The organism is Psychrobacter sp. APC 3279 (genome assembly GCF_030407795.1).
GTDB lineage: Bacteria > Pseudomonadota > Gammaproteobacteria > Pseudomonadales > Moraxellaceae > Psychrobacter.
This window is the reverse complement of record NZ_JASDCR010000007.1, coordinates 33,468-57,789: the sequence shown is the minus strand read 5'-3', so window position 1 is coordinate 57,789 and position 24,322 is coordinate 33,468. Positions and strand designations below refer to the sequence as shown.

Below are 24,322 nucleotides of genomic sequence, written 5' to 3'. Positions count from 1 at the left end.
TGCCCATAGTAAATATGATGTACACTGAGCAGGTAATTATCGTTCGACTTGCTTTCGATTTGATCGTCGCCTTTTCTAAAACTATATTTCATAATGGGAGTTATTCATGGCTCAACTTGATCCAAAAAATATCAATAAAATCGTCTTGGCTTATTCAGGTGGTCTTGATACCTCAATCATCGCTAAATGGCTACAAGAAACTTATGATGCGGAAGTAATCACCTTTACCGCTGATATCGGTCAAGGCGAAGAAGTTGAGCCAGCACGAGCCAAAGCTCAAGCAATGGGTATCAAGCATATTCATATCGAAGATTTGCGCGAAGAGTTCGCTCGTGATTATGTATTCCCTATGTTCCGTGCTAACGCCATTTACGAAGGTGAGTACTTGCTAGGTACGTCTATTGCTCGTCCATTGATTGCCAAGCGCTTGGTTGAGATTGCTAAAGAGCATAACGCCGATGCTATCAGCCATGGTGCGACTGGTAAAGGCAATGACCAAGTTCGTTTTGAGCTAGGTGCAGTCGCTTTGTCACCAGACGTAGTCACCATTGCTCCTTGGCGCGAGTGGGATCTATCAAGCCGTGAAAGCTTGATGAAATATGCTGAAGAGCATGATATCGCCATTGATTATGCGGGCAACAAGAAAAAATCTCCTTACTCAATGGATGCAAACTTACTGCATATCTCTTATGAAGGCGGTGTCCTAGAAGAACCGTATACTGAAGCAGAAGATGATATGTGGCGCTGGTCTGTCAGCCCAGAAGAAGCACCTGATGAAGCACAGTATCTAGAACTAGAATACGAAAAAGGCGACATCGTTGCTATCGATGGCGAAGCGCTGAAGCCTTATGAAGTCATGATTAAGCTGAACGAAATCGGCGGCAAACATGGTATCGGCCGTTTAGATATCGTTGAAAACCGTTACGTCGGTATGAAATCACGTGGTTGCTACGAGACGCCAGCGGGCACGATTATGCTAAAAGCGCATCGCGGTATCGAGTCGCTAACGCTTGATCGTGAAGCTGCCCATCTAAAAGATGAGCTAATGCCACGCTACGCAAAAATCATCTACAATGGCTATTGGTTCAGCCCTGAACGTATGATGCTACAAGCATTGATTGACAAATCACAAGAATACGTCAACGGTACTGTACGTGTAAAACTGTATAAAGGTAGCGTGAGCGTCGTCGGTCGTAAATCTGACGATTCATTGTTTGATGAAAAAATCGCTACTTTCGAAGATGATGCGGGCGCTTATGATCAAAAAGACGCAGAAGGCTTTATCCGTCTAAATGGCCTACGTTTAGCTATCGAAGCTAGCCGTGGTCGCGATTTATCTAAGTAAGTTTTTAGGCTACTTATAGTCAATTCGTAACTTAGATCGCACAACAAAAAAGAGACTCTATATTGATAGGGTCTCTTTTTTTATGGCTAATAAATGATTGCTAAAACGGTTGCTTTGAGGATAGCTATTTCAAAAGTAAAAGGCTTTACTCAGATTTTTCTGTCTCTACAACGTTAGATTCATCTTCGTCTACCATTACAATGGCCACATCTTGCTGTTGACGCTCATCAATGGCATCTTGTTCTAATACTTCTTCAGTTGCCAGAATCGCACCGTCAGACTTTTGCGATTGGTATTTTAAGGTAGCGAGCGCACCAAGGACACTAACGACAAGTATGATGATAAGAATGACAGGATTCTTCCATAGTGGTGTAGAAGCTTCATACTCGATGGGCTTTTCACTAGTGGTGGTCGGTGTATTGTCATTATTGCCGCCGATTAATCCCAAACTTACTAAAGGCGGTTTAGGCGGATTGGCTGGTTCAGAATTAACGCGCAGTCGATTTCGGCTGAGATAGATATCTGAGATTTTGGCCAACTGTAACAACCAACGTTGATGTGGTAAGGCAACGGCATGCATCTCCGTAAATACCAGCATATCGTTGTGACGACCCTGCTGTAGATTGTCAGGTGAACGCCCAATGGCTTTTAAGTAATTGCCTGTTGCCATTTGCATGTCTTGCACAGGTTCATAGTTTTCAGGTTTGAATCCGCTCAGCTCATACCAGTAAGGATCAAAAGAAGGTGGAGTGCTTGATAACTGAGCAGCATTTAATAACGTACGCTCCGCATTATTCTCTGAGTTGTTCTCTATCGCTTCAACAGCTTCAGTAGTTGATTCAGGCAGGTCACTATTGCTTTCTGTCTCAGCAGATGAGGTATGCGTGTGCTCTGGGCTAAATCGGGCTGCTGATAAAAACTGTGGTTGTAGCGCAAACCATTTATTGATCTCATCACTGTCTAGTTGACTGTATTCTGTCAGAATAGCCAATTCACGCAGCACAATCACGCACAATGAGGTGAGTAGAGTTTGAGCCTGCTGCATCGTTGCATCAATCTTCTCAGCGATATGTTCGCTTGCCTTTATGACACGGGCATTATCGCTAAATACAGCATCTGCTGCATCGTGACGATGGTAGAGTGTGGCGCTAATGGTGGCAAAGTTCATTGAGTTATACTGACGTAACTCTTTGACAGCACTACGACTAAACAGCTTCTTGCTGACTGCTTGTCCCTGATGACGCTGCTGATAGGCGAGCAGCGCACTTACGATGGCTTGTAGACTGGCATCCATCCCTAAGCGAGCTTGTGGTAGAGAGAGCTGTGCAGCATCGGCCAAAAGTGACAGCATAGGCTGGGTATCATGATATAAAAAATCATACATCGACACACGTGTCGGTGAAATAGTCGTCATAATCTGCTAGCATCAAAAAGTGTGCCCCTATATTACGGTGCCAAATGTCTTGATACAATCCCTTGATAATAGAAATTTTCAATCATTTTGCTAATAACCTTAATAGTAATCTGATGAATGACTGATAGTCGGAAGCATTTATGACCAATAATAAGACGCTTGATAAACAACTCGTGATTAATATCGCTGAGCAAACATTAACGATGTACCAGCAGCAGACTGAGGTTGCGAGATACGTAGTCTCCACTGCAAAGAATGGAATTGGTAGTCAGCAGGATAGTGGTTGCACGCCGCTCGGTAGGCATGTCATTGAACAAAAAATAGGTGGTAGTGAGCGTATGAATGCGGTATTTGTCGGGCGTGTGCCGACAGGTGAGACATATGATGCCAATCTTGGTGAGCTACATCCTAAGCGTGACTGGATATTGAGCCGTATTCTTTGGTTAAGCGGTCTTGAAGAAGGGTTAAACAAAGGTAGTAATGGCCAAGGTGGCTGCGATACTTATGAGCGCTATATTTATATTCACGGTACACCAGATACTGAACCAATGAGTATTCCGCTATCACATGGCTGTATCCGTATGCGTAATAAAGATATTGTCGAGTTATTTGAGCAAGTGGAGGAGGGTACGCCCGTTACGATTGTGGCTGACTAGGTCGTGTTGCACACAAATTTAGCCATGGCGCTGACAGAAATTATTTCAACACAATAAAAAAAGACAGCTGGTTATATAACAAGCTGTCTTTTTTATGGAGTGGTTTTACTTTATGAAAGTAGTATCCGTCATAAACATAATATTCCTACTTCTACCAAAACGTTGAGCTGTCCGCAAATTTTGCTAAACGTGCATCAATATGACTTTGGTCATCAGTCAGTATAGCTGTAAACCAACCCGCACCATATAAAGCATTAGCATCTGTTGTTGATTTTAATTCATAGAACTGCTGATATTGATTATTATCGTTCAGTTGTTCTAACGCTTTTTGCGCTTTTATCAGCCGTTTTAGCCAACGTTTGGTTTTCTTCTTAGCTTTTTTCTTACTTAGTAAGGGCGTAGAAAATTCACTGATGTAACGCAAATCTCTTAACTGATCAAGCAGCTCGCTTTCAGGTTGGTCATTATCAGCAATGTCTGTGTTTACATCTAGATCTACGTCATTGCTCACAAGCTCGGTAACACTTACTTCGTCAGCTTGTTTATTAGTTTTAAGACATTTTTTATATTGTTTAGAAAGGACTTTCGTTAGCTTATCGCAGGCAAGCTGATCAGTCTGAGGTTCAATGCTGGGGTCGCTCATAGTAAAGGCAATCAGCTCTAGCAAGGTTATCTGAAAGTCATTGGCTTGCAGCGTATTAATAGGTGTGATTTTGATATTTTCGATATCTGTTGTCCAGTCGACGGCAGGCGCGCCACATGCTTGTAGCTCAGGTTCGATCTGTGCATTGATATAAGCAAGTTGATAGTAATCGCTAAGCAAGGTTGCAGTTTGCTTTAGTATCGGCAACCATTCAGGGTTAATTTCATCAGAGAAGTCAGCAAATGCTTTCAACGCAGTACGCAAGCGATCAATACCGATCCGCAACTGTAGAATATGATCGTCATCTATACTGCCAGCGACGATAGCACTGCTATTTGGTAGTATCTGCAATAAGCAATTATGTACGACTACACGTATAAAAGCAGGTGCACTGCTGTCTTTGTCTATTTGCAATTGACTTAGGTTTGCGTTGACCGCTGGGCTGTGTTTTTGTCCATTAATAAGTAAGCCACCGTTCTCAGCTTTGGTCACGGTAGATAGACACAGCTTATAGCGCTTGCACCATGTTTTGGCAGTCGTAAATAGGAAATCTAAATCTCCTGACACCAGTTCAAACTCTATCTCTTGAATAGCTTTGCGTAGCGAGTCATCAGTACCATGGATGATTTCTCCCTGATCGTAAGCCATTTCGATACAGTTATCGGTTTCATTCTCATTACTTTCTGTTAGCAACCGCGTAGTGCGCTCGACATCAGTCACATAAAGTCGTGTCAGATTTTTCGCTAACTTTTTAAGTTTAAAGTCAGCCAATGCTGCAGCGATTGGAGTGTCCTCATATATTGTTAAATCAGGCATCAACTCACTATTATCGAGCATCGTTTGTACTTGCTCATTACCGAGTACGGCATTGTGCTCCAAGCGTGCCGCGATACCATCACCACCAGCTTTAATGGTTTGAACCCATGTATCGCCTTCTTTGCGAATACGCAGGCCGATACCTGCCTGTGCAAGCTGTTGGTCAGGCGTATCGTAATAGTGTGCAGCCAGTTGTGTCACTTGTGAGGATTTAACGTGCGTTTGACGCATTAATCCCTTCAGTCGTGACTCTGGTACCAAAAACTTCAGCTCTATCTCTTGCATATTAGCTCCTAATAATTCTGACTGATGGCTCTGATCGGTAGTTGTGATAAACAATTATTAGTCTACCATTCTCTGATTATTTAAACCGCAATAAAAAACCACCCTACATGATGTAGGGCGGTTTTTTGATAAATACTGCTAGTGTGTCGGTTATTAGAACTGGTTCATCGTGTTCTTGCCGCCGCCAGCTTTCAGAGCGTTATCGCCTGAGAAGATTTCTTTGTGGTCATCGCCAAGGTCCGAACCAGCCATTGCTTGGTGCTTAACACAAGAGATGCCTTCGCGGATTTCTTTACGCTGTACGCCAGCTGCATAAGCAAGCATGCCTTCTTCACCGAAGTAGCCTTTAGCAAGTTCATGAACGCTAAGAGCAGTCGTGTGGTAAGTCGGTAGCGTGATTAAGTGATGGAATACACCAGCTTCACGTGACGCATCACGTTGGAAGTTCTTAGCGGCTACGTCAGCTGCTGCATCAAGCTCAGTACCGTCGTAATCAGCACTCATCAAGTCATCTTTATTGTATGCAGAGATGTCTTTGCCTTCTTCTTCCCACTGAGCGATAACTTGCTTACGGAAGTTAAGCGTCCAGTTGAATGATGGGCTGTTGTTGTATACAAGCTTGGCTTTAGGCTGTTGCTCTTTGATACGGTCAACCATCATTTTGATGTGTTCTACGTCTGGAGTCGGTGTTTCGATCCATAGTAGGTCAGCGCCGTTTTCTAGAGCAGTTACACAGTCAAGTACAACACGGTCAATGTTAGTCTCTTCACGGAACTGATATAGACCGTTAGGTAGACGAACTGGGCGTACTAGTTTGCCGTTGTGCTTAAGTAGGCTGTCATTTTCTTGAGCATTTTCTAACGTTACTTCTTCCATTTCGATGAAATCGATGTATTTAGAAGCAAGGTCGCCTGGCTCATTTGATACTGGAATTTTTTGCGTTAGTGATGCGCCTTCAGAATCAGTACGAGCAACGATAACGCCGTCTTCAACACCAAGCTCTAGGAATGCATAACGGATAGCGTTTAGCTTAGAGATGAAGTCTTCATGCGGTACAGTTACTTTACCAGCCTGGTGACCACATTGCTTAGCGTCAGATACTTGGTTTTCAACCTGAATGGCACAAGCACCAGCTTCGATCATTTGCTTAGTCAATAGGTAAGTGGCTTCTTCGTTGCCGAAACCTGCATCGATATCAGCGATGATTGGCACAACATGTGAATCAAAGTTTTCGATTTTTTCTAAGATAGCTGAAGTGTCTTGGCCAGCTTCTTCAGCAGCGTTTAGCTCACGGAAGTAGTCGTTCAACACTTTAGCATCTGCTTGACGCAAGAAGGTGTAGATTTCTTCGATTAGCTTAGGTACTGACGTTTTTTCATGCATAGATTGGTCAGGTAGTGGACCAAACTCAGAGCGTAGGGCAGCTACCATCCAACCTGAAAGGTAGATGTAAGTTTTAGAAGTCGTACCGAAATATTTTTTCTTAGCGTACATAGTTTGCTGTGCAACAAAACCATGCCATGCACCTAAAGACTGCGTGTACTGAGACGTATCATTGTCATAATCTTCCATGTCTTGACGCATGATTTTTGCAGTATATTTTGCGATATCCAAACCCGTTTTAAAACGGTTTTGTGACATCATACGTGCAGCATCAACTTCGCTAATGTTCTGCCAGTTGCCGTGCTTTTGCTTTAATTCACGTACTAAGTCGATCGCTGATTTATATGCAGTTGACATCTATAGTCTCCTTGGTGGGGTGTAAAAACAAATAAGTTAATTGTTAAAATAATGGGTCTGTCGTTTTACTAAAATCCGCTTTACTAAAACCTTTGTGCTAAAAAGTAACATTCAAAATTTGGTCTATCGTTTATCTATCGAAGCTCTATTTACCCTAAACAAACCGCTACGCTATTACAAGAAATTTGCTGCACTCAACAGTTGAAAATAATTGCTGGTTTATAAATATTTATCGATTCTCACTATATATCTAAAAGGTATCTGAATACTTAATAGCCAGTGATGTCATAATTGGTAGCAAGAGATGTTACAATAATGAGGTCAATTAACCGTATTTAACGACTGATAAAAACCATTAATATATTACTTAGCAACAATATTTAATTGGATGAAAACAGCTTATGAACCTAAAGTTCGTCGTCTATGCTGCAAATCCTTTATAGAACTCACTATAACCACCTTACCAAGATTTATCTAATTTATGATAGTTATCTTTGGTATTTCTGTATGATATAATGTTTATATAACAGGGTCTTACGATAGGTTGAATGAGTTAGAATGCACATCTATCAGAAAAAACTAGAACCAAATTAGTAAAAAATAATAAAGTTATGCTGTTACAGCGCACAAATCATCGTAGCAGCACTACAAATGCCAGCCTTAATATGGCGTTTACTCAAAAGCCAAGAGAACCAAATATGAATTTGCAGCGGGTTGATTTAAATTTATTAGTCCATCTAGATGTGTTGCTACGAGAAAAAAACGTTACTCGCGCAGCCGAGCAGCTTGGGATTACTCAGCCTGCTATGAGTAATATCTTGCGCCGTTTGCGTAAGCTGTTTAATGATCCATTATTGGTACGCTCATCTGAGGGCATGACGCCGACTGAACGCGCTCTTGAGCTACAGCCGCGTATCCGCGAGATACTCGCTGACTTGACTCAGGTGTTGGAGCCACGTACTGAATTCCGCCCTTATAGTACTTCTCGTGTGTTCCGTATCATGACATCGGATTATGCCGAAGCGACCCTAGTACCTAAGCTAGTAAAAGCACTACGTTCTGAAGCACCCAATGTGATTTTGGACTTTTTGACTCCATCAGACGTCTCTTATCGAGATATGGAGCAGGGACGAGTTGATTTAGCGATTAACCGTTTTAACGAGATACCTCAAAGCTTCCATCAAGTTCTAGTATGGCGCGATACTTTTAGCTGCCTATTATCTTCTGACAGTCCTTATGCCAATCGTTTTAATCTGAAAAACTACCTTAAAGCACAGCACGTTTGGGTATCTAAAACAGGGATGGGTGTGGGTTTTGGGGTCAATCCAGAAAAATCTGGTGGACTAGGATCTATCGATCAGGCCCTACAGCGCCTTGGTCAAAAACGCCAAATCAGTGTCTTTACTCGGCATTATCAAATGCCTGCTATGCTTGCAGCAAATAAAGATTTGATAGCGACTTTGCCCACGCGTGTGGCAAGAATGCAGGCAAATAACGACAGTATTATGATGGAAGATCCGCCGTTTTTTATTCCTGAGTTTGAGCTTACAATGGCATGGTCTCCTTTGTTGCAGCATCACCCAGCCCATCGCTGGTTACGTCAGTTAATTATGCATGTGGCACGACAAGTCGTTGCTGAAGAAGAAAATCCACCACAAGAGATACCGGTTATTAATCATTTGTTTTGATTGGTTTGTGTGAGTTGAATCTATCTTTTATTAGAGCAGAGTATTTTTGATAGTCTGAACTTTTAGTAAGAATATTTTTCTTTAGCTCCCACTCTATATAGTTATTAGACCAGCCACTAGGCTGGTTTTTTGTGTTCTAGTGTTTAATATTTAGTATATGATATTTAGTTATACTTAATAAGTCAGTCACACTATTAACATCTTCAACACACTTCACAATATATTGTAAAACTCTTCATCAAATAGCTTGTTAAGATAACGGCAGATAGAAAACGAGCTACCAATAGATTGTGCTATCGACGTAAATTTAATAATTAAAACTGTCACAGTAAAATAACTACAAGTGGCAATAAACCCGATTATAAATCCCAAATATAAATTTGAATAATAAGGACAGTAACTATGTCAAACATTACTACTATTAACCCAACTACGGGCGAAGAAATCAGTAACTACAATTATATGAGCAATGACGAAGTCAACAAGATTGTCGATGCCTCACATAACGCATTTTTAGAATGGCGTACAGTGAGCCACGAAGAACGCGGACGTATCATCAAATCTATCGGTGATAAGCTGATGGAATATAAAGAAGAGCTGGCTAAACTGATGACTGAAGAGCGCGGTAAGTTATATAGCCAAAGCATGCAAGAGATTGATCTTTGTAAAGCCATCTGTGATTACACTGCTGAAAATGGCGTCGCTTCTTTGGCTGATGATGTACGCGATATCGAAAGCATGAAGAAAGGGCTAGTGACGTACCAACCTATCGGTATTATCTATGGCATGCAGCCTTGGAACTTCCCAGCGTATCAAGTATTCCGCTATACCATCGCAAACTTGATGGCAGGTAATAGTGTTTTACTAAAACACGCATCTAACGTAACAGGCTCTGGTTTATTAATTGAAAAAATTCTCCACGAATCTGAATTACCAAGTGATTTGTTCCGTACGATTATCATTGATCATGACCAGTCAGAAGCATTGATTGGCAACGACAAAGTACGCGGTGTGACACTAACAGGTAGTGACAAAGCAGGTGTAATCGTTGGACAGCAAGCAGCGAAAGCAATTAAGAAAGCGGTATTAGAGCTAGGTTCAAACGATGCATTTATCGTATTAGAAGATGCAGATATTGAAACTGCAGTAGAAACTTGTACTCAAGCACGTTTAATTAATAACGGTGAAACTTGTGTAGCAGCCAAACGCTTTATCGTAGTCGATAGCGTATATGACGAATTCCGTAAGCGTATCGTTGAGAAATTTGAAGGTACTAAAGCGGGTGACCCAATGGATGATAGCTCAGATATCGGTCCATTAGCACGTGCAGATCTACGTGAGCAGCTACATGAGCAAGTAGAGCAAAGTGTGGCTAAAGGTGCAACGATTGCTGTTGGCGGTAAGGTACCTGAAGGTAAAGGTAGCTTCTATCCAGCAACTATCCTAGAGAACGTTGAAAAAGGTCAGCCTGCATACGATGACGAACTATTTGGCCCCGTCGCTTCATTGATTCGTGCCAAAGATGACGACGACGCAATGCGCATCGCTAACGACAGTCGTTATGGTCTAGGTGGCGCGATTTTCTCAAAAGACGAAGAGAAAGCTGTTCGTCTAGCACGTGAGCAATTCGATACGGGTATGGTCTATATTAATGGTTATGGTCTTGCCAATCCTGCACTGCCATTTGGTGGCGTGAAAAACTCAGGCTATGGCCGTGAGCATGGCGGCTTCGGTATCAAAGAGTTTGTCAACATTAAAGCGGTTCATGTATTCTAAGAATGAACGAATTAGCTAAATAGATAACTATTTACGATTTTAAGTAATAGTAAATAACAAATAGTTATTAAATAAAAAAGCCCAGTTGCTCGTAATGAGTAGCTGGGCTTTTTATTGAGCTATATAAAGCATTATTAAAAGCAGTTTAATAAGCTGAGATTTCTATCCATCTATAAGCAATTGCAAAGGCAACTTAGGTAAATAAGTTTGTGTTTGCGATGATGTATTATTTGCTTCAAGTGACAATACATTTTTTGCTAGTAGTAAAATCGTCCAAGGTAGCAACTGATGTTCAAGTTTCTGTACCCGTGACTGTAAGCTCTCTGCGGTGTCGTTGATATCGACATCTAATACAGCTTGAGTCAATACCTGACCTGCATCAAGCTCCGCTGTCACTTTATGAATACTACAACCGTGACGACGTTCACCCGCTTGTATGACTCGTTTGTGAGTATCTAAACCCTTATAAACCGGAAGTAGAGAAGGGTGAAGGTTAATCATGGGCGCTGGTACATTATCGATAAATGAGCCACTTAATACACGCATAAACCCAGCTAAGACGATCAAATCAGGTTGCCATGCTATTAGCTGCTCGTTGGCATGGGTTTCAAACGTCTTGATACCCATACGTTTACCACTAGCAACGTGTGACAATACCGCAACTGGAATATTGGCATCTTTAGCACGTATCAATGCATAAGCATCTTCACGGTTACTAATGACACCAACGATTTCAATCGGTAGCGCACCTGCTTGCATTGCATTGATTAACACTTGCAGGTTGCTACCACTTCCTGAGACTAGAACAGCAATACGCAATGGTTTGATAGGCTGGCTTGCGTTATCAACTGACATTAACGGTACACCACTGCATCCGCCTGATCATCAGTGCTGCGTTTGACCATTTCACCTAGTTGCCAAGCTGTCTCGCCTGCATCAGTTAAAGTCTGAATAGCAGCATCTGCTTTGTCTTTTGGCACAACGATGACAAAACCAACGCCGCAGTTAAAGGTACGGTACATTTCGCTCTGCGCGATATTACCTTGGGTCTGTAGCCAAGTGAATAGCTCTGAGAACTGCCAGCTATTAGTATCGATGCTAGCCGCTAGATTATCAGGTAGTACACGTGGCAGGTTGTCCGTTAGACCACCACCTGTGATGTGTGACATCGCATGTAAAGCTGAGCTGCCAAGCGAGTCTTGTAATGCTTTGATTGCTTTTACATAGATACGGGTAGGAGCCATTAAAGCGTCTTGAATAGGCTGACCGTCTAGTTGCTCGTCGCTACTCGTAACATCCACACCGCTAACTTCGATGACTTTACGAACCAATGAATAGCCATTTGAGTGCGCGCCACTTGAGGCAAGTGCAATCAGTACATCACCTTCTGCGACATTTTCACCAGTGACGACTTCTGCTTCTTCAACCACGCCTACACAAAAACCAGCTAGATCGTAATCGTCATCTTGATACATGCCTGGCATTTCAGCAGTTTCACCGCCGATAAGCGCACAGTTAGCTAATTTACAACCATCACCAATACCAGTCACGACAGTCGCCGCTACATCGACATCCAGCTTACCAGTTGCATAATAGTCTAAGAAGAATAGTGGCTCTGCGCCGCAAACCAATAGATCATTGACGCACATCGCGACCAAATCAATACCAATCGTGTCATGACGGTTCAGCTGTAGCGCCAATTTTAGTTTGGTGCCGACGCCATCAGTGCCAGAAACCAATAATGGCGAAGTATAACCTGTCGGGATACGGCACAACGCACCAAAACCGCCAAGTCCACCCACGACTTCAGGACGAGTAGTGGCTTTGGCAACGGACTTGATTCGCTGAACCAAAGCATCGCCTGCATCGATATCAACACCGGCATCTTTGTAGCTTAAAGAAGGCTTGTCACTCATAGTCATCTCACAGTTGGGGATAGATAATTGGAATTAGAAGGTAAAGTAATTGAGCACGCAAAAATCAGCGTTATAAAGTTCAAAAGCAAAGTTTAAAGACAGTGCGCGCATTATACCCAAAAACAGACCGTACTCGCAAAGCAACTTGCCAATATTTGACTAAGATTTGCATTAAGTGCCAAATAAGCGGTTAAGAAACAAAAAATGACTGATTTTTTGTTGTACTCTGCGATAATAGAACGCTAAATTTATTGTCAATAATGGCCTTAATACAAGTCCAAATGTGATTGACAGAATAAAAACTAATAAACATAAATTTATTAAGAATCAGGCTTTTTAGGAACGTTGATACGTCTCAGTTTAGCTAGCTAAAGCTAATGAGAAAAGAAAGCAATTTGCCTAGTGAAACATCGTGATGGCTATAGTTATACCATTTAGAAGTCGCTATCACTGACTCCCTGTCACTTTTTTAAACCTGTTACTTTTTTAACCTCGTTTAACTATAGGATTACTTGCCATGATGAACCAACCAATAGATCCTTTTTTTCGGCGTTTATTTATTGTCGTGGCGTTAGTTGTGGCTGTGTTTCTCTTGTATTTAATGATGCCCGTCATCGTGCCTTTTGTTTTTGCCTTTATGTTGGCTTACCTATTTAATCCTCTAGTCAAGCGCCTATCAAAATATATCAAACGTTGGGTCGCGATTATTATTGTCTACTCGACGATTACCTTGGGGATGGCGTTATTATTATGGTGGTTGGTACCGACATTGTGGCATCAGCTGCAAGCGGCTTGGGATTATTTGCCAAAGATATTTAATTGGTACAACCAAGTCGTACGAGAGTGGTTCAATAGTAATACTCGTATCAAACTGCCTGAACTAGAGTCTAAAGAGTTTTCCGATACTCTTGTCGATTATATGCAAACGAACTATAAGTTCGCTGATGCTAGCACCATGATGAGCCAAATACTGACCTCAAGTATGAACTTCATCAATAACGCAGGTCTTATTGTATTGGTACCTATTTTGACCTTTTACTTCCTATTTAATTGGGATCAGCGTTTGCATAACTGGAAGATGGCGATACCAGGTGCTTATTGTCAAAAAGTGACTGAAATAGCTAAAGAGTGTGATCTGGCATTGATGGCATTTATCAAAGGTCAATTGCTGGTAATGGTGTTGCTAGGCGCTATTTATGCTGTACAGTTACAGCTCATTGGGCTAGAGCTTGGGCTTATCATTGGTATGGTAGCAGGCATTGCCAGTTTTGTGCCTTACTTAGGATTCGGTATTGGTTTTATCGCGGCTATTATCGCCTGCCTATTTCAGTTCGGATTGGACTGGACGTATTTGTCATTGGTCGTAGGTGCGTTCTTGATTGGACAAGCTGCAGAAGGCTATATCCTACAACCATTGCTGTTAGGTGATAAGATTGGTCTATCTCCGTTATGGGTCATATTTGCTGTATTGGCAGGTGCCAGTCTATTAGGTTTTGTCGGTATGTTAATCGCCTTACCAGTGTCCGCTGTCTTAAACGTCCTGTTCCGCCATTTATACAGCTATTATCGAACCACTGACTTTTATAAAGGTCGTAAACAACTGGCACTGTTTGAAAAAAGATAATTATCTTATTATTGAATACACTAGATAAAGATTGATATGTAATATTAGGGTATGAACGCAATGATTGATAAGGCTTAATGGGTAAAAGACTTGTCAGTCATTTTGTAAATATGTTATATATAGGCGCAGTGTTGATAGTATCAACCGTTTTGGTACCAGTTTTGCTAACGTTGTTTTCGACAAAGTGACTGACCTATTTTTGCAAAGACTATAGAGCCATTACTTACAGCTGTATCGGCTAGTATTGACAGTAATGAATACAGCTCAACGTAACCTGTCCCTTTTATTGTATTTTTCCATTGCACTACGCAACACGAGTTGATGATTCATGGCAGAAGCACAGCTAAGTCTCAATCTGGACATTAAGCATGATGCAAGTCTCAGCGACTTTGCCGGTCCCGGTTGGATGTCGATTATTGATGCAGTACGGCAGTTACATGTCGGCCTGATCGGTCAACTATATCTGTTTGGTAGCCCTGCTACAGGTAAGTCCCATTTGTTGTCTGCTATTTGCGAGTCATTTATTGAGATGGACAAATCGGCTATCTGTTTGTCCCTTAATGAGCTGATTCATACAGATGTCCACGTACTATCATCTTTAGAAAACTTTGATCTTATCGCCATTGATGATTTGGAAGTGCTTGAACAAAGCAGTCAGTGGCAAGAAGCTTTATTTCACTTGATCAATCGTAGCCGAGAAGGGCAACGCCAGTTATTGTTTGCCGCTAATAAACCAGCCGACGACTTACCATTCCAGTTAAGGGATTTAATGACGCGCTTGGCACAAGCACCGACCTTTAAAGTACCTACTGGTCATGATTTGGCAGACAGACAAGCATTATTACAGTCTATTTTGCGTCGACGTGGATGGCAGTTTGACGATCGAATTATTGATCACTTACTAACTGATGGACCGCATCGTATCGGTGCGATGATGGAAGTACTTAATTATATTCAACCAATGTTTTCTAACCTTGGTCGCAGTAATATCTCAAAAGCGGTCATAAGTGATGCTTTGCGTACCATCGATGAGCAGACGCTTGCCGCGGAACTGGCGGATATCGCTCAAGAGACACAAGTGGATAATGACACGCCTGATCAAGACCAACATACGATGCCACTTGATTTTTAGCAGCAAGACTCTTAGCAGTAAGACTTTTATCAGCAAAAAATGAATAGCCGTAAGAATACGAATCTTTTGTCCAACTCGCTTTTACTATTAATGGAATAACTTATGAAATCGAATGCTTCTTTGCTAAAAAAATTAACGATAGGTACGTTATTGGTAGGTGCTGCCTCGGTCTCTATGTTGTCACAGGCAGCAGTGACCCTACAGGTTGATGACCATATCAAAGTAACTGCTATTAATGGGCAGGAAATTCAGCAGAGCGCTTTTCAGCCGCTGCAGAAAACATTTACGTTACAGCCTGGACAACACGCTATTACTGCTAAGTATGACCGTCTATATAACTTGCCTCGTGATCAGCACGACTATTTGCGTTCAGGTAATGTCAGTGTGACGGCACAATTGGCCGACAATCAAACATATCGTTTGACTATGCCTAATCAACCAGAAGCATATGAAGCTGCTAAAGACTATGCCAAGCAGCCAACACTCGCTGTGCAACAGAATAATACGGTCATTGCTAGTCAGCAAAGTATGGTCGGTAACCAAGGCGGCATATTCTCAGGTATTGGTAAGGCATTGGGCGGCGTGTTCGGCGGTGCAGGTGATGCAGAGCTACAGAATCAACGTGCTATTGCCTCTTTAGATCAACCCGTAGTAAATACTACTAGCAACGTCAATACTGGCACGACCACTGTTAAGCAAGCATCTAGCGTAAATACTTCTACCAGTACGTTAGATACGTTTATGCAAGTATGGCTACAAGCCACACCTGCTGAACGTGAAAAAATGCGTCAATGGATCGAAAAATAAATGAATATCCTATAAAAGATAGACAATAAAAAAGCACCTAATTAGGTGCTTTTTTATTGTTTAGAATTTGACGATCATTAGGCTTATTAAAATTTAGCCTAGTAAAATCTAATGATTCTTAACCCAAAAACGCGTTATACATCCATACCAGTTTTTCTTGCTCTTGTACATAAGCATCAACTAGGTCAGCTGAACCTTGGTCTTCGCTCTCTTCTGCCAGGGCTGATACTTGACGCTGTTCTGCAATTAACGCTTGTAAGCCAGTGACCACACCTTTGACGCAGCTTGTACCATCTTTGACATTTTTGTCTTCACTGATGCTAGTATGCTGCGTAAAATCGCTATAAGCGTGAAGTGGTGTACCACCCAAGGTCAAGATACGCTCAGCAATTTCATCGATTTGGAGTTGTAGTGACGTATATAACTCTTCAAATTGCGGATGCAAAGTAAAGAAATGCTCGCCTTTTACATTCCAGTGATAGCCACGTACGTTTAAATAAAACACGTGATATGTTGATAGTAGATTGTTTAACTTGGCGATGACCTCGCTCATGTCTGCTTTTTCTAGACCGATCTGGTTAGTAGCATTATTAGAATTACTCATAGTATTGTCCTTATAGTGTGAGTGTGGTTATACAATAATAAATAAAGAAGAAAGGGTCTAATGAATTAAAATGCAGAGAAAAATACTTTAGTTTTAATCTGTATCTATCAATATAGACTCTATCTCTTCCTTCAATGTTTATAATAATAGCAAACTATTATTAATAAGTTAAATTTAATAAATACAATTTTACGATTGGTTTTATAAAACTAAAACTAAGTCTCTCTACTGTTTTTCTAAACGATAGAGAGACCTAATTACATTTACGCTGGTGGCTGCAAGTTTTCAGGGTTTAAGCCTTTAACGGGAACCACTTCTTGTAAATGTTGACGTATCGTATCGATAGGAAACTTCTGTGCTTGCAAGCGTTTCGGTACGATTTGGCTACCTTGCTGACCTTTTAGCTCAAACATCATAAAGATATAGTCATCAGTCTCATCCCAACTCTTGATAGAGGTCCAAGGAATAACTGCTTGCTGAGTCGCACCTGCACGCATTTGCATACCGCGCATTTGCGAGTTTTTCATCATATCAGGCTGGTTGCTTGGCATCGCCATGACTAGACCATGCTTTTGCACACCTAACTTCATCTGGCGCATTTCATCTGGCATCTCTTGGTCAGCGACTTGTTTGTCAAACTCTCTTTTTACGTACCATTTAAAACCTAAAGTACGCGCCAATAGATAAATCACCACACCAACCAGCATTAACCAAAATATAATGGTTGAATAGCCTGTCACAAAGATAAGTCCTGCAATAGCAAGTACCACAACCACTGCCATGATGATCCACTCTTTGGTCTTAAAGCTTGATAAACCAAAAGAAGGGCTGGCACTGGCAAACAGTTCATACTGTGCTTGGTGAAATTCAGCCTCAGTTAGGTTTAAGGCAACAGGTTGGAGCGTGTAGGGGTACAGGGCCATAAAGGTTTCTCAAATACTTATATTAAAAGCGTTGGATTAAAACTGCCAAAGCGAAGCAGCGATGCTGTACTTGGCTAGAAGTGAATAAAGGTATGCGCTTATCTTACCGAAAAGTACTCCTAAATGAAACATATAAGCAAGACTGTTCACGGATAGATGTCATATTAATGACGTAGTTCACGCTCTATACTCAGCTTATTAAGACCAGACGAAAGCAAAAGTGAGCAATTAAAAACATAATAACTTGTGATAAGCGATTAGCATAATGAACAAAAGCTAGTGAGAGTCAGCCAAAAACAGGGAAAAGTAGCCAAAGATATCCAAAACATGGTCAAATCTGCCGTGTCTTGGTATTATAGCGACTACAAGATATGTTGATATAAAACATAACGTCATAGCCAGTTGTCACAAAGACCATGATAGCGATAGGCTAGGCAATTACTCTATTAATAATACTTTTAAACCTTTTACTCACCTTTAGTGTTACAGGCAACTACTATGATTGATCCGAAACTCTTACGCGGCGATTTAATCGACCTACAGCAGCAGCTAGCCACCCGTGGTTATGAGCTTGATATGGAGTTCTGGCAGACGATTGAAAACGAGCGTAAGTCTCTACAAATCAAAACCGAAGAGTTGCAATCGCGCCGCAACGCTGGTGCTAAGCAAGTAGGTGCCCTAAAAAAATCAGGCGAAGATGCCAGTGAGCTATTGGCTGAAATGCAAAGCGTTAGCGGTGAAATTAAAGCTGCTGAAGACGAGCTACGTACTCTGCAGGAGCGCATCACTCAAGCGGCCTTGCAAATTCCAAATATTCCGGCGGCGGATGTACCAGTCGGTACGTCAGAAGATGATAACGTAGAAGTACGTAAGTGGGGCACGCCGCGTACGTTTGATTTTGAGATTCAAGATCATACACATATCGGTGAGACACTTGGTATGCTGGACTTTGAAGCAGCGACTAAGTTAACTGGTAGCCGTTTTAACGTGCTTAAAGGACAATTGGCGCAATTGCATCGTGCACTAATTCAATTTATGTTGAATACGCATACTATGAAGTACGGCTATCTTGAGACCTATGTGCCTTATATCGTCAATAGTGATAGCTTAAAAGGTACGGGTCAGCTGCCTAAGTTTGAAGATGATTTGTTTAAGCTGAGCAATCACACGAATAATGATGAGATGGATTTTTACCTTATTCCAACCGCTGAAGTGCCAATGACCAATTTGGTACGCGGCGAGCGTTTGGATATTAAAGAGCTTCCATTAAAATTCACGGCGCATACACCATGTTTCCGTAGTGAAGCTGGCTCACACGGGCGTGATACTCGCGGCTTGATTCGTCAGCATCAGTTTGAAAAAGTTGAAATGGTCAATGTCGGTACTAGCGATCAGTCTGATGACCTATTAGAAGCGATGACAGGGCAGGCTGAATATATCTTGCAGCAGTTGAACTTGCCATACCGCACGGTACAACTATGTACGGGCGATATGGGTTTTGCCGCACAAAAGACCTATGACATCGAAGTATGGTTGCCAAGCCAAGATACCTATCGTGAAATATCTAGCTGCTCTAACTGTGGGGATTTCCAAGCGCGCCGTATGGGTACGCGTGTCAAAGATGGTAAACAAACTAGCTTGGCTCATACTTTGAACGGTTCAGGTTTGGCCGTGGGTCGTACGCTACTAGCAGTGATGGAAAATCATCAAAACGCTGATGGTAGCATCACGATTCCAGAAGTATTACGTCCGTTTATGGGCGGTGCTGAGACTATTTCAGTTTAATAAATTGACTATAAGTAATGAGCTGCCTGTCACTTAGGTCACTCGCAGCTTGTTATTTATGACTTAAATCAAAGTCCGTTAGTGTTTATCGTTTAACAAAACTGATGTGAGTCATTGCTAAATATAAACGGTCTTGTCACCGCATTTTTGGCTAGGCTCATAGCAAATATGTTAATATTGCATTTTTATTTTATAGCCTATCCATTGAGGACGCCTGTCGCGTTTTTGATGGATTATCCTCTGAGTAAACTCTCCTCTTATCTTCATACTACTCATTCGAATATTAGGACACTCTATGCCAGCTCCAATTAGCGAACGTAAACTAGCCAATGCCATCCGTGTACTGTCGTTTGACGCGGTTCAAAAAGCCAACTCTGGACATCCGGGTGCGCCAATGGGCATGGCTGATATTGCCGAAGTTTTGTGGCGCAAATTTTTGAAGCACAATCCAGCAGATCCTAATTGGCACAACCGTGATCGCTTTGTACTGTCAAACGGTCATGGCTCGATGCTTATTTATTCATTGCTACACTTATCAGGCTATGATGTTAGCGTTGATGACCTAAAAGGTTTCCGTCAGCTGCATTCAAAAACCCCAGGTCACCCTGAACTTGGTTACACGCCTGGTGTAGAAACGACGACTGGTCCACTAGGACAAGGTATTGCTAATGCGGTTGGTTTTGCGATTGCAGAAAAAACTTTAGCCGCACAGTTCAACCGCGACGGTCATAACGTCGTCGATCATCATACTTATGCGTTCTTGGGCGATGGCTGCTTGATGGAAGGTATCAGTCATGAAGTTTGCTCATTAGCTGGCACACTAGCTCTTGGCAAATTGGTATTCTTCTATGATGACAATGGCATCTCAATCGACGGTAATGTCGAAGGTTGGTTCACTGATGATACGCAAGCGCGTTTTGAGTCTTACGGCTGGCAAGTGATCAAAGTCGATGGCCATGATACTGATGCAATCACGCAAGCAACTGAGCAAGCGATTGCAGAGACTGCTAAGCCAAGTCTAATCATTTGCAAAACCACGATCGGTGCTGGTAGCCCGAACAAACAAGGTCTAGCGGCCAGTCATGGTGCTCCACTTGGTGATGACGAAATCGCCTTGACCCGTGATGCTCTATCTTGGAAACACGCCCCATTTGAATTAGATGACGAAATCTATGAAGCATGGGATGCTAAAGCCAAAGGCGACGTCCAGCAAAAGAACTGGGATGCAGACTTTGAAGCGTATAAAAAAGCCTATCCAGAGCTTGCAGCAGAATTGTCACGCCGTCTCAATGGCGAGTTGCCTGCTGATTTTGCTAGTCAAGCGCAAGCCTATATTCAGCAAACGCAAGAAGCGGGTGGGGATGTTGCTAGCCGTAAAGCCAGTCAAAATGCAATCAATAGCTTGCAGCCATTATTGCCAGAATTATTGGGCGGTTCAGCCGATCTAGCTGGCTCAAACCTTACGCTATTTAAAGGTGCTAAAGGCATCGAAAAAGATGCTGACGGTAACTATATCTATTACGGCGTGCGCGAGTTTGGTATGACTGCGATTGCCAATGGTATTGCATTGCATGGCGGCTTTATCCCTTACGTAGCGACCTTCCTGATGTTTATGGAATACGCACGTAACGCAGTACGTATGGGCGCACTCATGAAGCAGCGCGTCATCCATGTCTATACGCATGACTCTATCGGTCTGGGTGAAGATGGCCCAACGCACCAGCCAGTTGAGCAATTGACTAGCCTACGTACCACGCCAAACCTACGTACATGGCGTCCTTGTGATGCTACCGAATCTGCAAGCGCTTGGGTAGAAGCAATCAAATCAGAAAACAACCCATCAGCATTGATCTTTAGCCGTCAGAGCTTGCCACATCAAGCACGTGATAGCGAGCAAGTAGCGAACATCACCAAAGGCGGTTATGTACTGGCAAAAGAGCAAGGCGAGCTACAGGCTATCATCATCGCTACTGGTTCAGAAGTTGGCCTAGCGATGGAAGCGTATGAGGCGTTGAGCGCAAATGGTGTTGGCGTCCGTGTGGTGTCTATGCCATGTGCTGAAATTTTCGTTGAGCAAGATGCTAGCTATCGCGAAGCGGTATTGCCTACCAATATCCGTGCTCGCGTCGCAGTAGAAGCGGCGCATGTAGATTACTGGTATAAGTTCGTTGGTCTAGATGGCAAAGTCATTGGTATGACCACTTATGGCGAATCTGCTCCTGCTAGCGATTTATATAAAGAGTTTGGTATCACGACTGACGCTGTGGTCGAAGCGGTAAATAGTTTGGTGTAATTAAGACTTAGTTAGTGTTTAAGAAAGAGCCATCAGAGAAATCTGGCGGCTTTTTTTTTGTATGTTAACTTACTTGATAATATGTTATGAAGCTCTCGAAATAGAAGAAACTGGAACGCAGCCCCAAGCCATCATGAGTTCTCCAATATTTCTCCAATGCGATATAACTTCCGGCTCAATTTGTAACCTTCTTAAATTTGATTTGCTCAGATCGGCTACAACTCGCTTGAGCATATTATCTCCGAACCCTATCATTTTAGGACAACTATTGCAGCTATAGCATGCACTATCCTTGAAACATTCTCTATTAGAAAAACGGCTAATATTTGATAGAGCAGGCAACCAGAAGTTGCCATGATCATTATCAATGTTAATCACATTTTCTAAATTCAAACCTTCTTTATGATCAAAATATTGTCTAAACTGAGGATAATATGTATTTAAAGATTTTATTTCTTCAAATGTATCTACTTGATCATTACTTGAAAGGGTGTTTTCAATTGCTTTCAATGGTATCAAACTTTCAATTTCTCGGACATCAATAACATGGGCTAAACTTTTGCCGTTATAACTTCTATCTGAAATTGTAAAAACTGACGAAGTAGAGCCTTCACCCTTATTTGGATGGGATTTATCATTATCAGTAATACATAATACGATTTTACCTTCACTAACTAAATTATCAAAAATAGGCTTTGACTGACTACCACCACCATTGTTAAATTTGAAGTTAACTTCTAGATTAGTTGATGAAAGATACTTAGCGTAATACTTAGCTATTAAGGAATAAAAATCAAAATCTAATTTACCTTCGGTCACAAGATTAACTGGACTAATATTCTCAGGGTCGCAAAAGAAATCATAACCTATTCTTATAATCCACTGATCAATTTTACGAATACATTGCACTCCTTTAAAATCGAAATCAACTATGCTGTAAACAGCTAACTTCTCTACAATAGCACCATATTCTCGCCTTTGCTTTTCAATGTCTATAACAAAATTTTTGGTAGAAGCACTATAAATATCGGAATATTTAACATCACTAATAGTGTTTCTATCAAGAAAAACTATGTTTTTTCTTAGGCCATTTGTATGAATTAGGTTTTCCAGTGCTCTTAGTTTATCTAAATGATTAAGGTATATGTTAGGGGAGCAGTTCTCAATTTTGAATAGCATTATCTTCGTCCTGAAAAAAAGCCAATCGGCCATTCTTCTAAAAACCCATCATTATTAAAATGAGAAAATTTTATATTTGTAGTACTACTATTAAACTCCTTCGCAAAAAGAACGATATTGACATCTTGAGCTTCTAAATCTCCATCTTCAATGCAATCGCCTAAAGTATCTATCATAGTGTTACTATGAGTCTCAAATATAATTTTAAGTGATATGTTTTTTTCTTTTGCTGCATTTATTACTAATACAAACATTTTAGCTAACTTGGCTTGATATTCAGGATGCAAATGTAGCTCAGGCTGTTCAATTGCAAATATAATACTTATATTACGTATTCTAGATCCGTTTTTAGGTTTTGAAGTTTCCATCCAAATTGATGCAACAATAGGTAGGATTTGAGAAAAACCAAAACCCATATCATTTATATTATATTCTTTGGGATCGTCTTCTGTTTGAATTTGTAGGGCATAATGAAGTCCTAATTCTTCTACTCGAACTTTAAAGCCAAAATTTTCACTTGTCCACTGAGCAAATCTCTCATTTTCTTTAGTAGAAAAAGACCTTAGTAACATAGCTAAATTGGAACCAGTATGATCTATTTCTTTGACCTGTAAGTCTTGATGTCTATAATATCTTTCTGCTGTAGCGCGAAGAGGAGCTATATATTTAACATTACTAAAGGTTCTTTCCATCTCTTGGTTTAAAGTGGATAATAAGCTGCTTATATTTGCAGATAAAGTTAATCCATACACAGTCTCACAAATGATACTTTCTTTTTTTTCTAAATTTCTTATAAAAGTTTTATTACCTTTGAAAACTTTTTCTAATACGTCTTTAATTTCGCTACGTTCATTTACTCCAATTCGAGCAATGCCGTTTTTAATTGTAGATGCGCTTGTGTTTCCTTGAAAATACTTTTTTAATTCTATATATAACTTTTCAGAAAAATATCTGTACATTCCATTTAGATTATCTTCAGCAAAACGATGTTCAGATTTATTTGATGCAGTAATGATTAAAGGTAAAAAATGATTCATAGTTATAAATCTTAATTCTTCAGATAGCTCTTGTAAATTATCATCTATAAATAAGTCGCATTTTTGGTTTTCTTTAAAAATAAATTTGTATTCACTATCATGTATATTTAAAATTAACTCTTTTGCCACTGTCTTTTTATTAGTTTCAGTTACTCCAACTTTTACCGTTATAAGTATGTATTCAGAACTTATTTTTCTAGTTCTTGGCCAATCAAATGGATATGTATGGCTCAAATAATCTGGAATTTTAAGATCAAACTTAAAATCAAAATAAATAATATTCTTTTTGCTGTCAAACTTCTTTGCTTCTGAGAAAGCACCAAAATCTACATAAGAGCTATACCATAATATAGGTCCAGTAGTATTTGCTTCTACGGATTGTCTTAATAAAGGTAAGCTACGTAAAAAAGAGCTTTTACCACTACTATTTTTCCCTATTAAGACAGTTAAAGGCTTTAAATCTACATAGGGTGAATGGTCATCGTCTGCAAAACTCCGTAAATTTCTAAGCCTAATTGACTGTAACATTCTGTTGTCTCAATAGAATAAAATTATATTTTGTAATATATCATATCAATAATTAATTGGTATGATGTTTCGATTTAACATGCTTAATTTGAGTAAAGCTAAATATCTGTAATGCGTGGCAAAAAAAGGCC

At 40.9% G+C, this 24,322-nt stretch carries 18 protein-coding genes; 9 read left to right on the top strand and 9 right to left on the bottom strand.

Annotation, left to right across the window (positions count from 1 at the left end; all coding sequences use genetic code 11):
* Nucleotides 1-106 precede the first annotated feature (106 nt).
* Entirely contained in the window at nt 107-1,345 is a 1,239-nt protein-coding gene (locus QL898_RS04945; protein ID WP_057761167.1) for an argininosuccinate synthase, read from the top strand.
* Between the two features lie 145 nt (nt 1,346-1,490).
* Here QL898_RS04945 and QL898_RS04940 read toward each other — a convergent pair whose 3' ends face one another.
* Nucleotides 1,491-2,759, bottom strand: coding sequence for a hypothetical protein (locus QL898_RS04940; protein WP_290176004.1), 1,269 nt, complete (start codon nt 2,757-2,759; stop codon nt 1,491-1,493).
* Nucleotides 2,760-2,899: 140 nt separating this feature from the next.
* Here QL898_RS04940 and QL898_RS04935 point away from each other — a divergent pair, with 140 nt between their 5' ends.
* Nucleotides 2,900-3,415 carry a L,D-transpeptidase gene (locus tag QL898_RS04935; RefSeq protein ID WP_290176003.1) on the top strand — a complete coding sequence of 172 codons (516 nt, stop codon included), beginning with the start codon at nt 2,900-2,902 and terminating at the stop codon, nt 3,413-3,415.
* Nucleotides 3,416-3,566: 151 nt separating this feature from the next.
* Here QL898_RS04935 and QL898_RS04930 read toward each other — a convergent pair whose 3' ends face one another.
* Together QL898_RS04930 and QL898_RS04925 are read right to left on the bottom strand one after the other, a co-directional pair.
* Nucleotides 3,567-5,159 carry a CYTH and CHAD domain-containing protein gene (locus tag QL898_RS04930; RefSeq protein WP_290176002.1) on the bottom strand — a complete coding sequence of 531 codons (1,593 nt, stop codon included), beginning with the start codon at nt 5,157-5,159 and terminating at the stop codon, nt 3,567-3,569.
* Nucleotides 5,160-5,312: 153 nt separating this feature from the next.
* Nucleotides 5,313-6,899, bottom strand: coding sequence for an isocitrate lyase (locus tag QL898_RS04925; protein WP_101206309.1), 1,587 nt, complete (start codon nt 6,897-6,899; stop codon nt 5,313-5,315).
* 698 nt (nt 6,900-7,597) lie between these two features.
* Between QL898_RS04925 and QL898_RS04920 the strand changes: the two genes are divergently transcribed.
* Complete coding sequence (locus QL898_RS04920) at nt 7,598-8,587, top strand: LysR family transcriptional regulator (protein WP_057761159.1); 990 nt, start codon at nt 7,598-7,600, stop codon at nt 8,585-8,587.
* A gap of 402 nt (nt 8,588-8,989) precedes the next feature.
* Nucleotides 8,990-10,363 (top strand): NAD-dependent succinate-semialdehyde dehydrogenase, encoded by a 1,374-nt coding sequence (locus QL898_RS04915; RefSeq protein ID WP_290176001.1) that lies wholly within the window; start codon nt 8,990-8,992, stop codon nt 10,361-10,363.
* 162 nt (nt 10,364-10,525) lie between these two features.
* Here the strand turns inward: QL898_RS04915 and purN are convergent, their stop codons facing one another.
* Both purN and purM read right to left on the bottom strand, forming a co-directional pair.
* Complete coding sequence (purN, locus tag QL898_RS04910; protein ID WP_290176000.1) at nt 10,526-11,218, bottom strand: phosphoribosylglycinamide formyltransferase; 693 nt, start codon at nt 11,216-11,218, stop codon at nt 10,526-10,528.
* Nucleotides 11,218-12,279 (bottom strand): phosphoribosylformylglycinamidine cyclo-ligase, encoded by a 1,062-nt coding sequence (gene purM / locus QL898_RS04905; RefSeq protein ID WP_290175999.1) that lies wholly within the window; start codon nt 12,277-12,279, stop codon nt 11,218-11,220. Before purM ends, purN begins: the two co-directional genes overlap by 1 nt.
* Nucleotides 12,280-12,796: 517 nt before the next feature.
* Here purM and QL898_RS04900 point away from each other — a divergent pair.
* The 3 genes from QL898_RS04900 (at nt 12,797) to QL898_RS04890 (ending at nt 15,842) form a co-directional block, all read left to right on the top strand.
* Nucleotides 12,797-13,903, top strand: coding sequence for an AI-2E family transporter (locus QL898_RS04900; RefSeq protein WP_191114044.1), 1,107 nt, complete (start codon nt 12,797-12,799; stop codon nt 13,901-13,903).
* 328 nt (nt 13,904-14,231) lie between these two features.
* Nucleotides 14,232-15,035, top strand: a complete 804-nt coding sequence (gene hda / locus QL898_RS04895; protein ID WP_102093670.1) for a DnaA regulatory inactivator Hda — start codon at nt 14,232-14,234, stop codon at nt 15,033-15,035.
* A 102-nt stretch (nt 15,036-15,137) separates the two neighbouring features.
* The gene (locus tag QL898_RS04890) at nt 15,138-15,842 is read left to right on the top strand and encodes a DUF2057 family protein (protein ID WP_160022559.1); all 705 of its coding nucleotides are present in this window, start codon (nt 15,138-15,140) and stop codon (nt 15,840-15,842) included.
* 118 nt (nt 15,843-15,960) lie between these two features.
* Here the strand turns inward: QL898_RS04890 and QL898_RS04885 are convergent, their stop codons facing one another.
* Complete coding sequence (locus QL898_RS04885; RefSeq protein ID WP_160022561.1) at nt 15,961-16,446, bottom strand: Dps family protein; 486 nt, start codon at nt 16,444-16,446, stop codon at nt 15,961-15,963.
* A gap of 263 nt (nt 16,447-16,709) precedes the next feature.
* Nucleotides 16,710-17,369 (bottom strand): YcxB family protein, encoded by a 660-nt coding sequence (locus tag QL898_RS04880; protein WP_101206317.1) that lies wholly within the window; start codon nt 17,367-17,369, stop codon nt 16,710-16,712.
* A gap of 498 nt (nt 17,370-17,867) precedes the next feature.
* Between QL898_RS04880 and serS the strand changes: the two genes are divergently transcribed.
* Both serS and tkt read left to right on the top strand, forming a co-directional pair.
* Nucleotides 17,868-19,154, top strand: a complete 1,287-nt coding sequence (gene serS, locus QL898_RS04875; protein ID WP_290175998.1) for a serine--tRNA ligase — start codon at nt 17,868-17,870, stop codon at nt 19,152-19,154.
* A 295-nt stretch (nt 19,155-19,449) separates the two neighbouring features.
* Entirely contained in the window at nt 19,450-21,447 is a 1,998-nt protein-coding gene (gene tkt / locus QL898_RS04870) for a transketolase (protein WP_290175997.1), read from the top strand.
* A gap of 84 nt (nt 21,448-21,531) precedes the next feature.
* Here tkt and QL898_RS04865 read toward each other — a convergent pair whose 3' ends face one another.
* Nucleotides 21,532-22,626 carry a hypothetical protein gene (locus QL898_RS04865; protein ID WP_290175996.1) on the bottom strand — a complete coding sequence of 365 codons (1,095 nt, stop codon included), beginning with the start codon at nt 22,624-22,626 and terminating at the stop codon, nt 21,532-21,534.
* Nucleotides 22,626-24,191 carry an AAA family ATPase gene (locus QL898_RS04860; RefSeq protein ID WP_290175995.1) on the bottom strand — a complete coding sequence of 522 codons (1,566 nt, stop codon included), beginning with the start codon at nt 24,189-24,191 and terminating at the stop codon, nt 22,626-22,628. The genes QL898_RS04865 and QL898_RS04860 overlap by 1 nt, the downstream gene beginning before the upstream one ends.
* Nucleotides 24,192-24,322: the final 131 nt, after the last annotated feature.

Excerpts from the sequence above, each read along its gene's own strand:
- QL898_RS04945 (WP_057761167.1), top strand. The coding sequence starts at position 107 with ATGGCTCAACTTGATCCAAAAAATATCAATAAAATCGTCTTGGCTTAT.
- QL898_RS04940 (WP_290176004.1), bottom strand. The coding sequence starts at position 2,759 with ATGACGACTATTTCACCGACACGTGTGTCGATGTATGATTTTTTATAT.
- QL898_RS04935 (WP_290176003.1), top strand. The coding sequence starts at position 2,900 with ATGACCAATAATAAGACGCTTGATAAACAACTCGTGATTAATATCGCT.
- QL898_RS04930 (WP_290176002.1), bottom strand. The coding sequence starts at position 5,159 with ATGCAAGAGATAGAGCTGAAGTTTTTGGTACCAGAGTCACGACTGAAG.
- QL898_RS04925 (WP_101206309.1), bottom strand. The coding sequence starts at position 6,899 with ATGTCAACTGCATATAAATCAGCGATCGACTTAGTACGTGAATTAAAG.
- QL898_RS04920 (WP_057761159.1), top strand. The coding sequence starts at position 7,598 with ATGAATTTGCAGCGGGTTGATTTAAATTTATTAGTCCATCTAGATGTG.
- QL898_RS04915 (WP_290176001.1), top strand. The coding sequence starts at position 8,990 with ATGTCAAACATTACTACTATTAACCCAACTACGGGCGAAGAAATCAGT.
- purN (WP_290176000.1), bottom strand. The coding sequence starts at position 11,218 with ATGTCAGTTGATAACGCAAGCCAGCCTATCAAACCATTGCGTATTGCT.
- purM (WP_290175999.1), bottom strand. The coding sequence starts at position 12,279 with ATGAGTGACAAGCCTTCTTTAAGCTACAAAGATGCCGGTGTTGATATC.
- QL898_RS04900 (WP_191114044.1), top strand. The coding sequence starts at position 12,797 with ATGATGAACCAACCAATAGATCCTTTTTTTCGGCGTTTATTTATTGTC.
- hda (WP_102093670.1), top strand. The coding sequence starts at position 14,232 with ATGGCAGAAGCACAGCTAAGTCTCAATCTGGACATTAAGCATGATGCA.
- QL898_RS04890 (WP_160022559.1), top strand. The coding sequence starts at position 15,138 with ATGAAATCGAATGCTTCTTTGCTAAAAAAATTAACGATAGGTACGTTA.
- QL898_RS04885 (WP_160022561.1), bottom strand. The coding sequence starts at position 16,446 with ATGAGTAATTCTAATAATGCTACTAACCAGATCGGTCTAGAAAAAGCA.
- QL898_RS04880 (WP_101206317.1), bottom strand. The coding sequence starts at position 17,369 with ATGGCCCTGTACCCCTACACGCTCCAACCTGTTGCCTTAAACCTAACT.
- serS (WP_290175998.1), top strand. The coding sequence starts at position 17,868 with ATGATTGATCCGAAACTCTTACGCGGCGATTTAATCGACCTACAGCAG.
- tkt (WP_290175997.1), top strand. The coding sequence starts at position 19,450 with ATGCCAGCTCCAATTAGCGAACGTAAACTAGCCAATGCCATCCGTGTA.
- QL898_RS04865 (WP_290175996.1), bottom strand. The coding sequence starts at position 22,626 with ATGCTATTCAAAATTGAGAACTGCTCCCCTAACATATACCTTAATCAT.
- QL898_RS04860 (WP_290175995.1), bottom strand. The coding sequence starts at position 24,191 with ATGTTACAGTCAATTAGGCTTAGAAATTTACGGAGTTTTGCAGACGAT.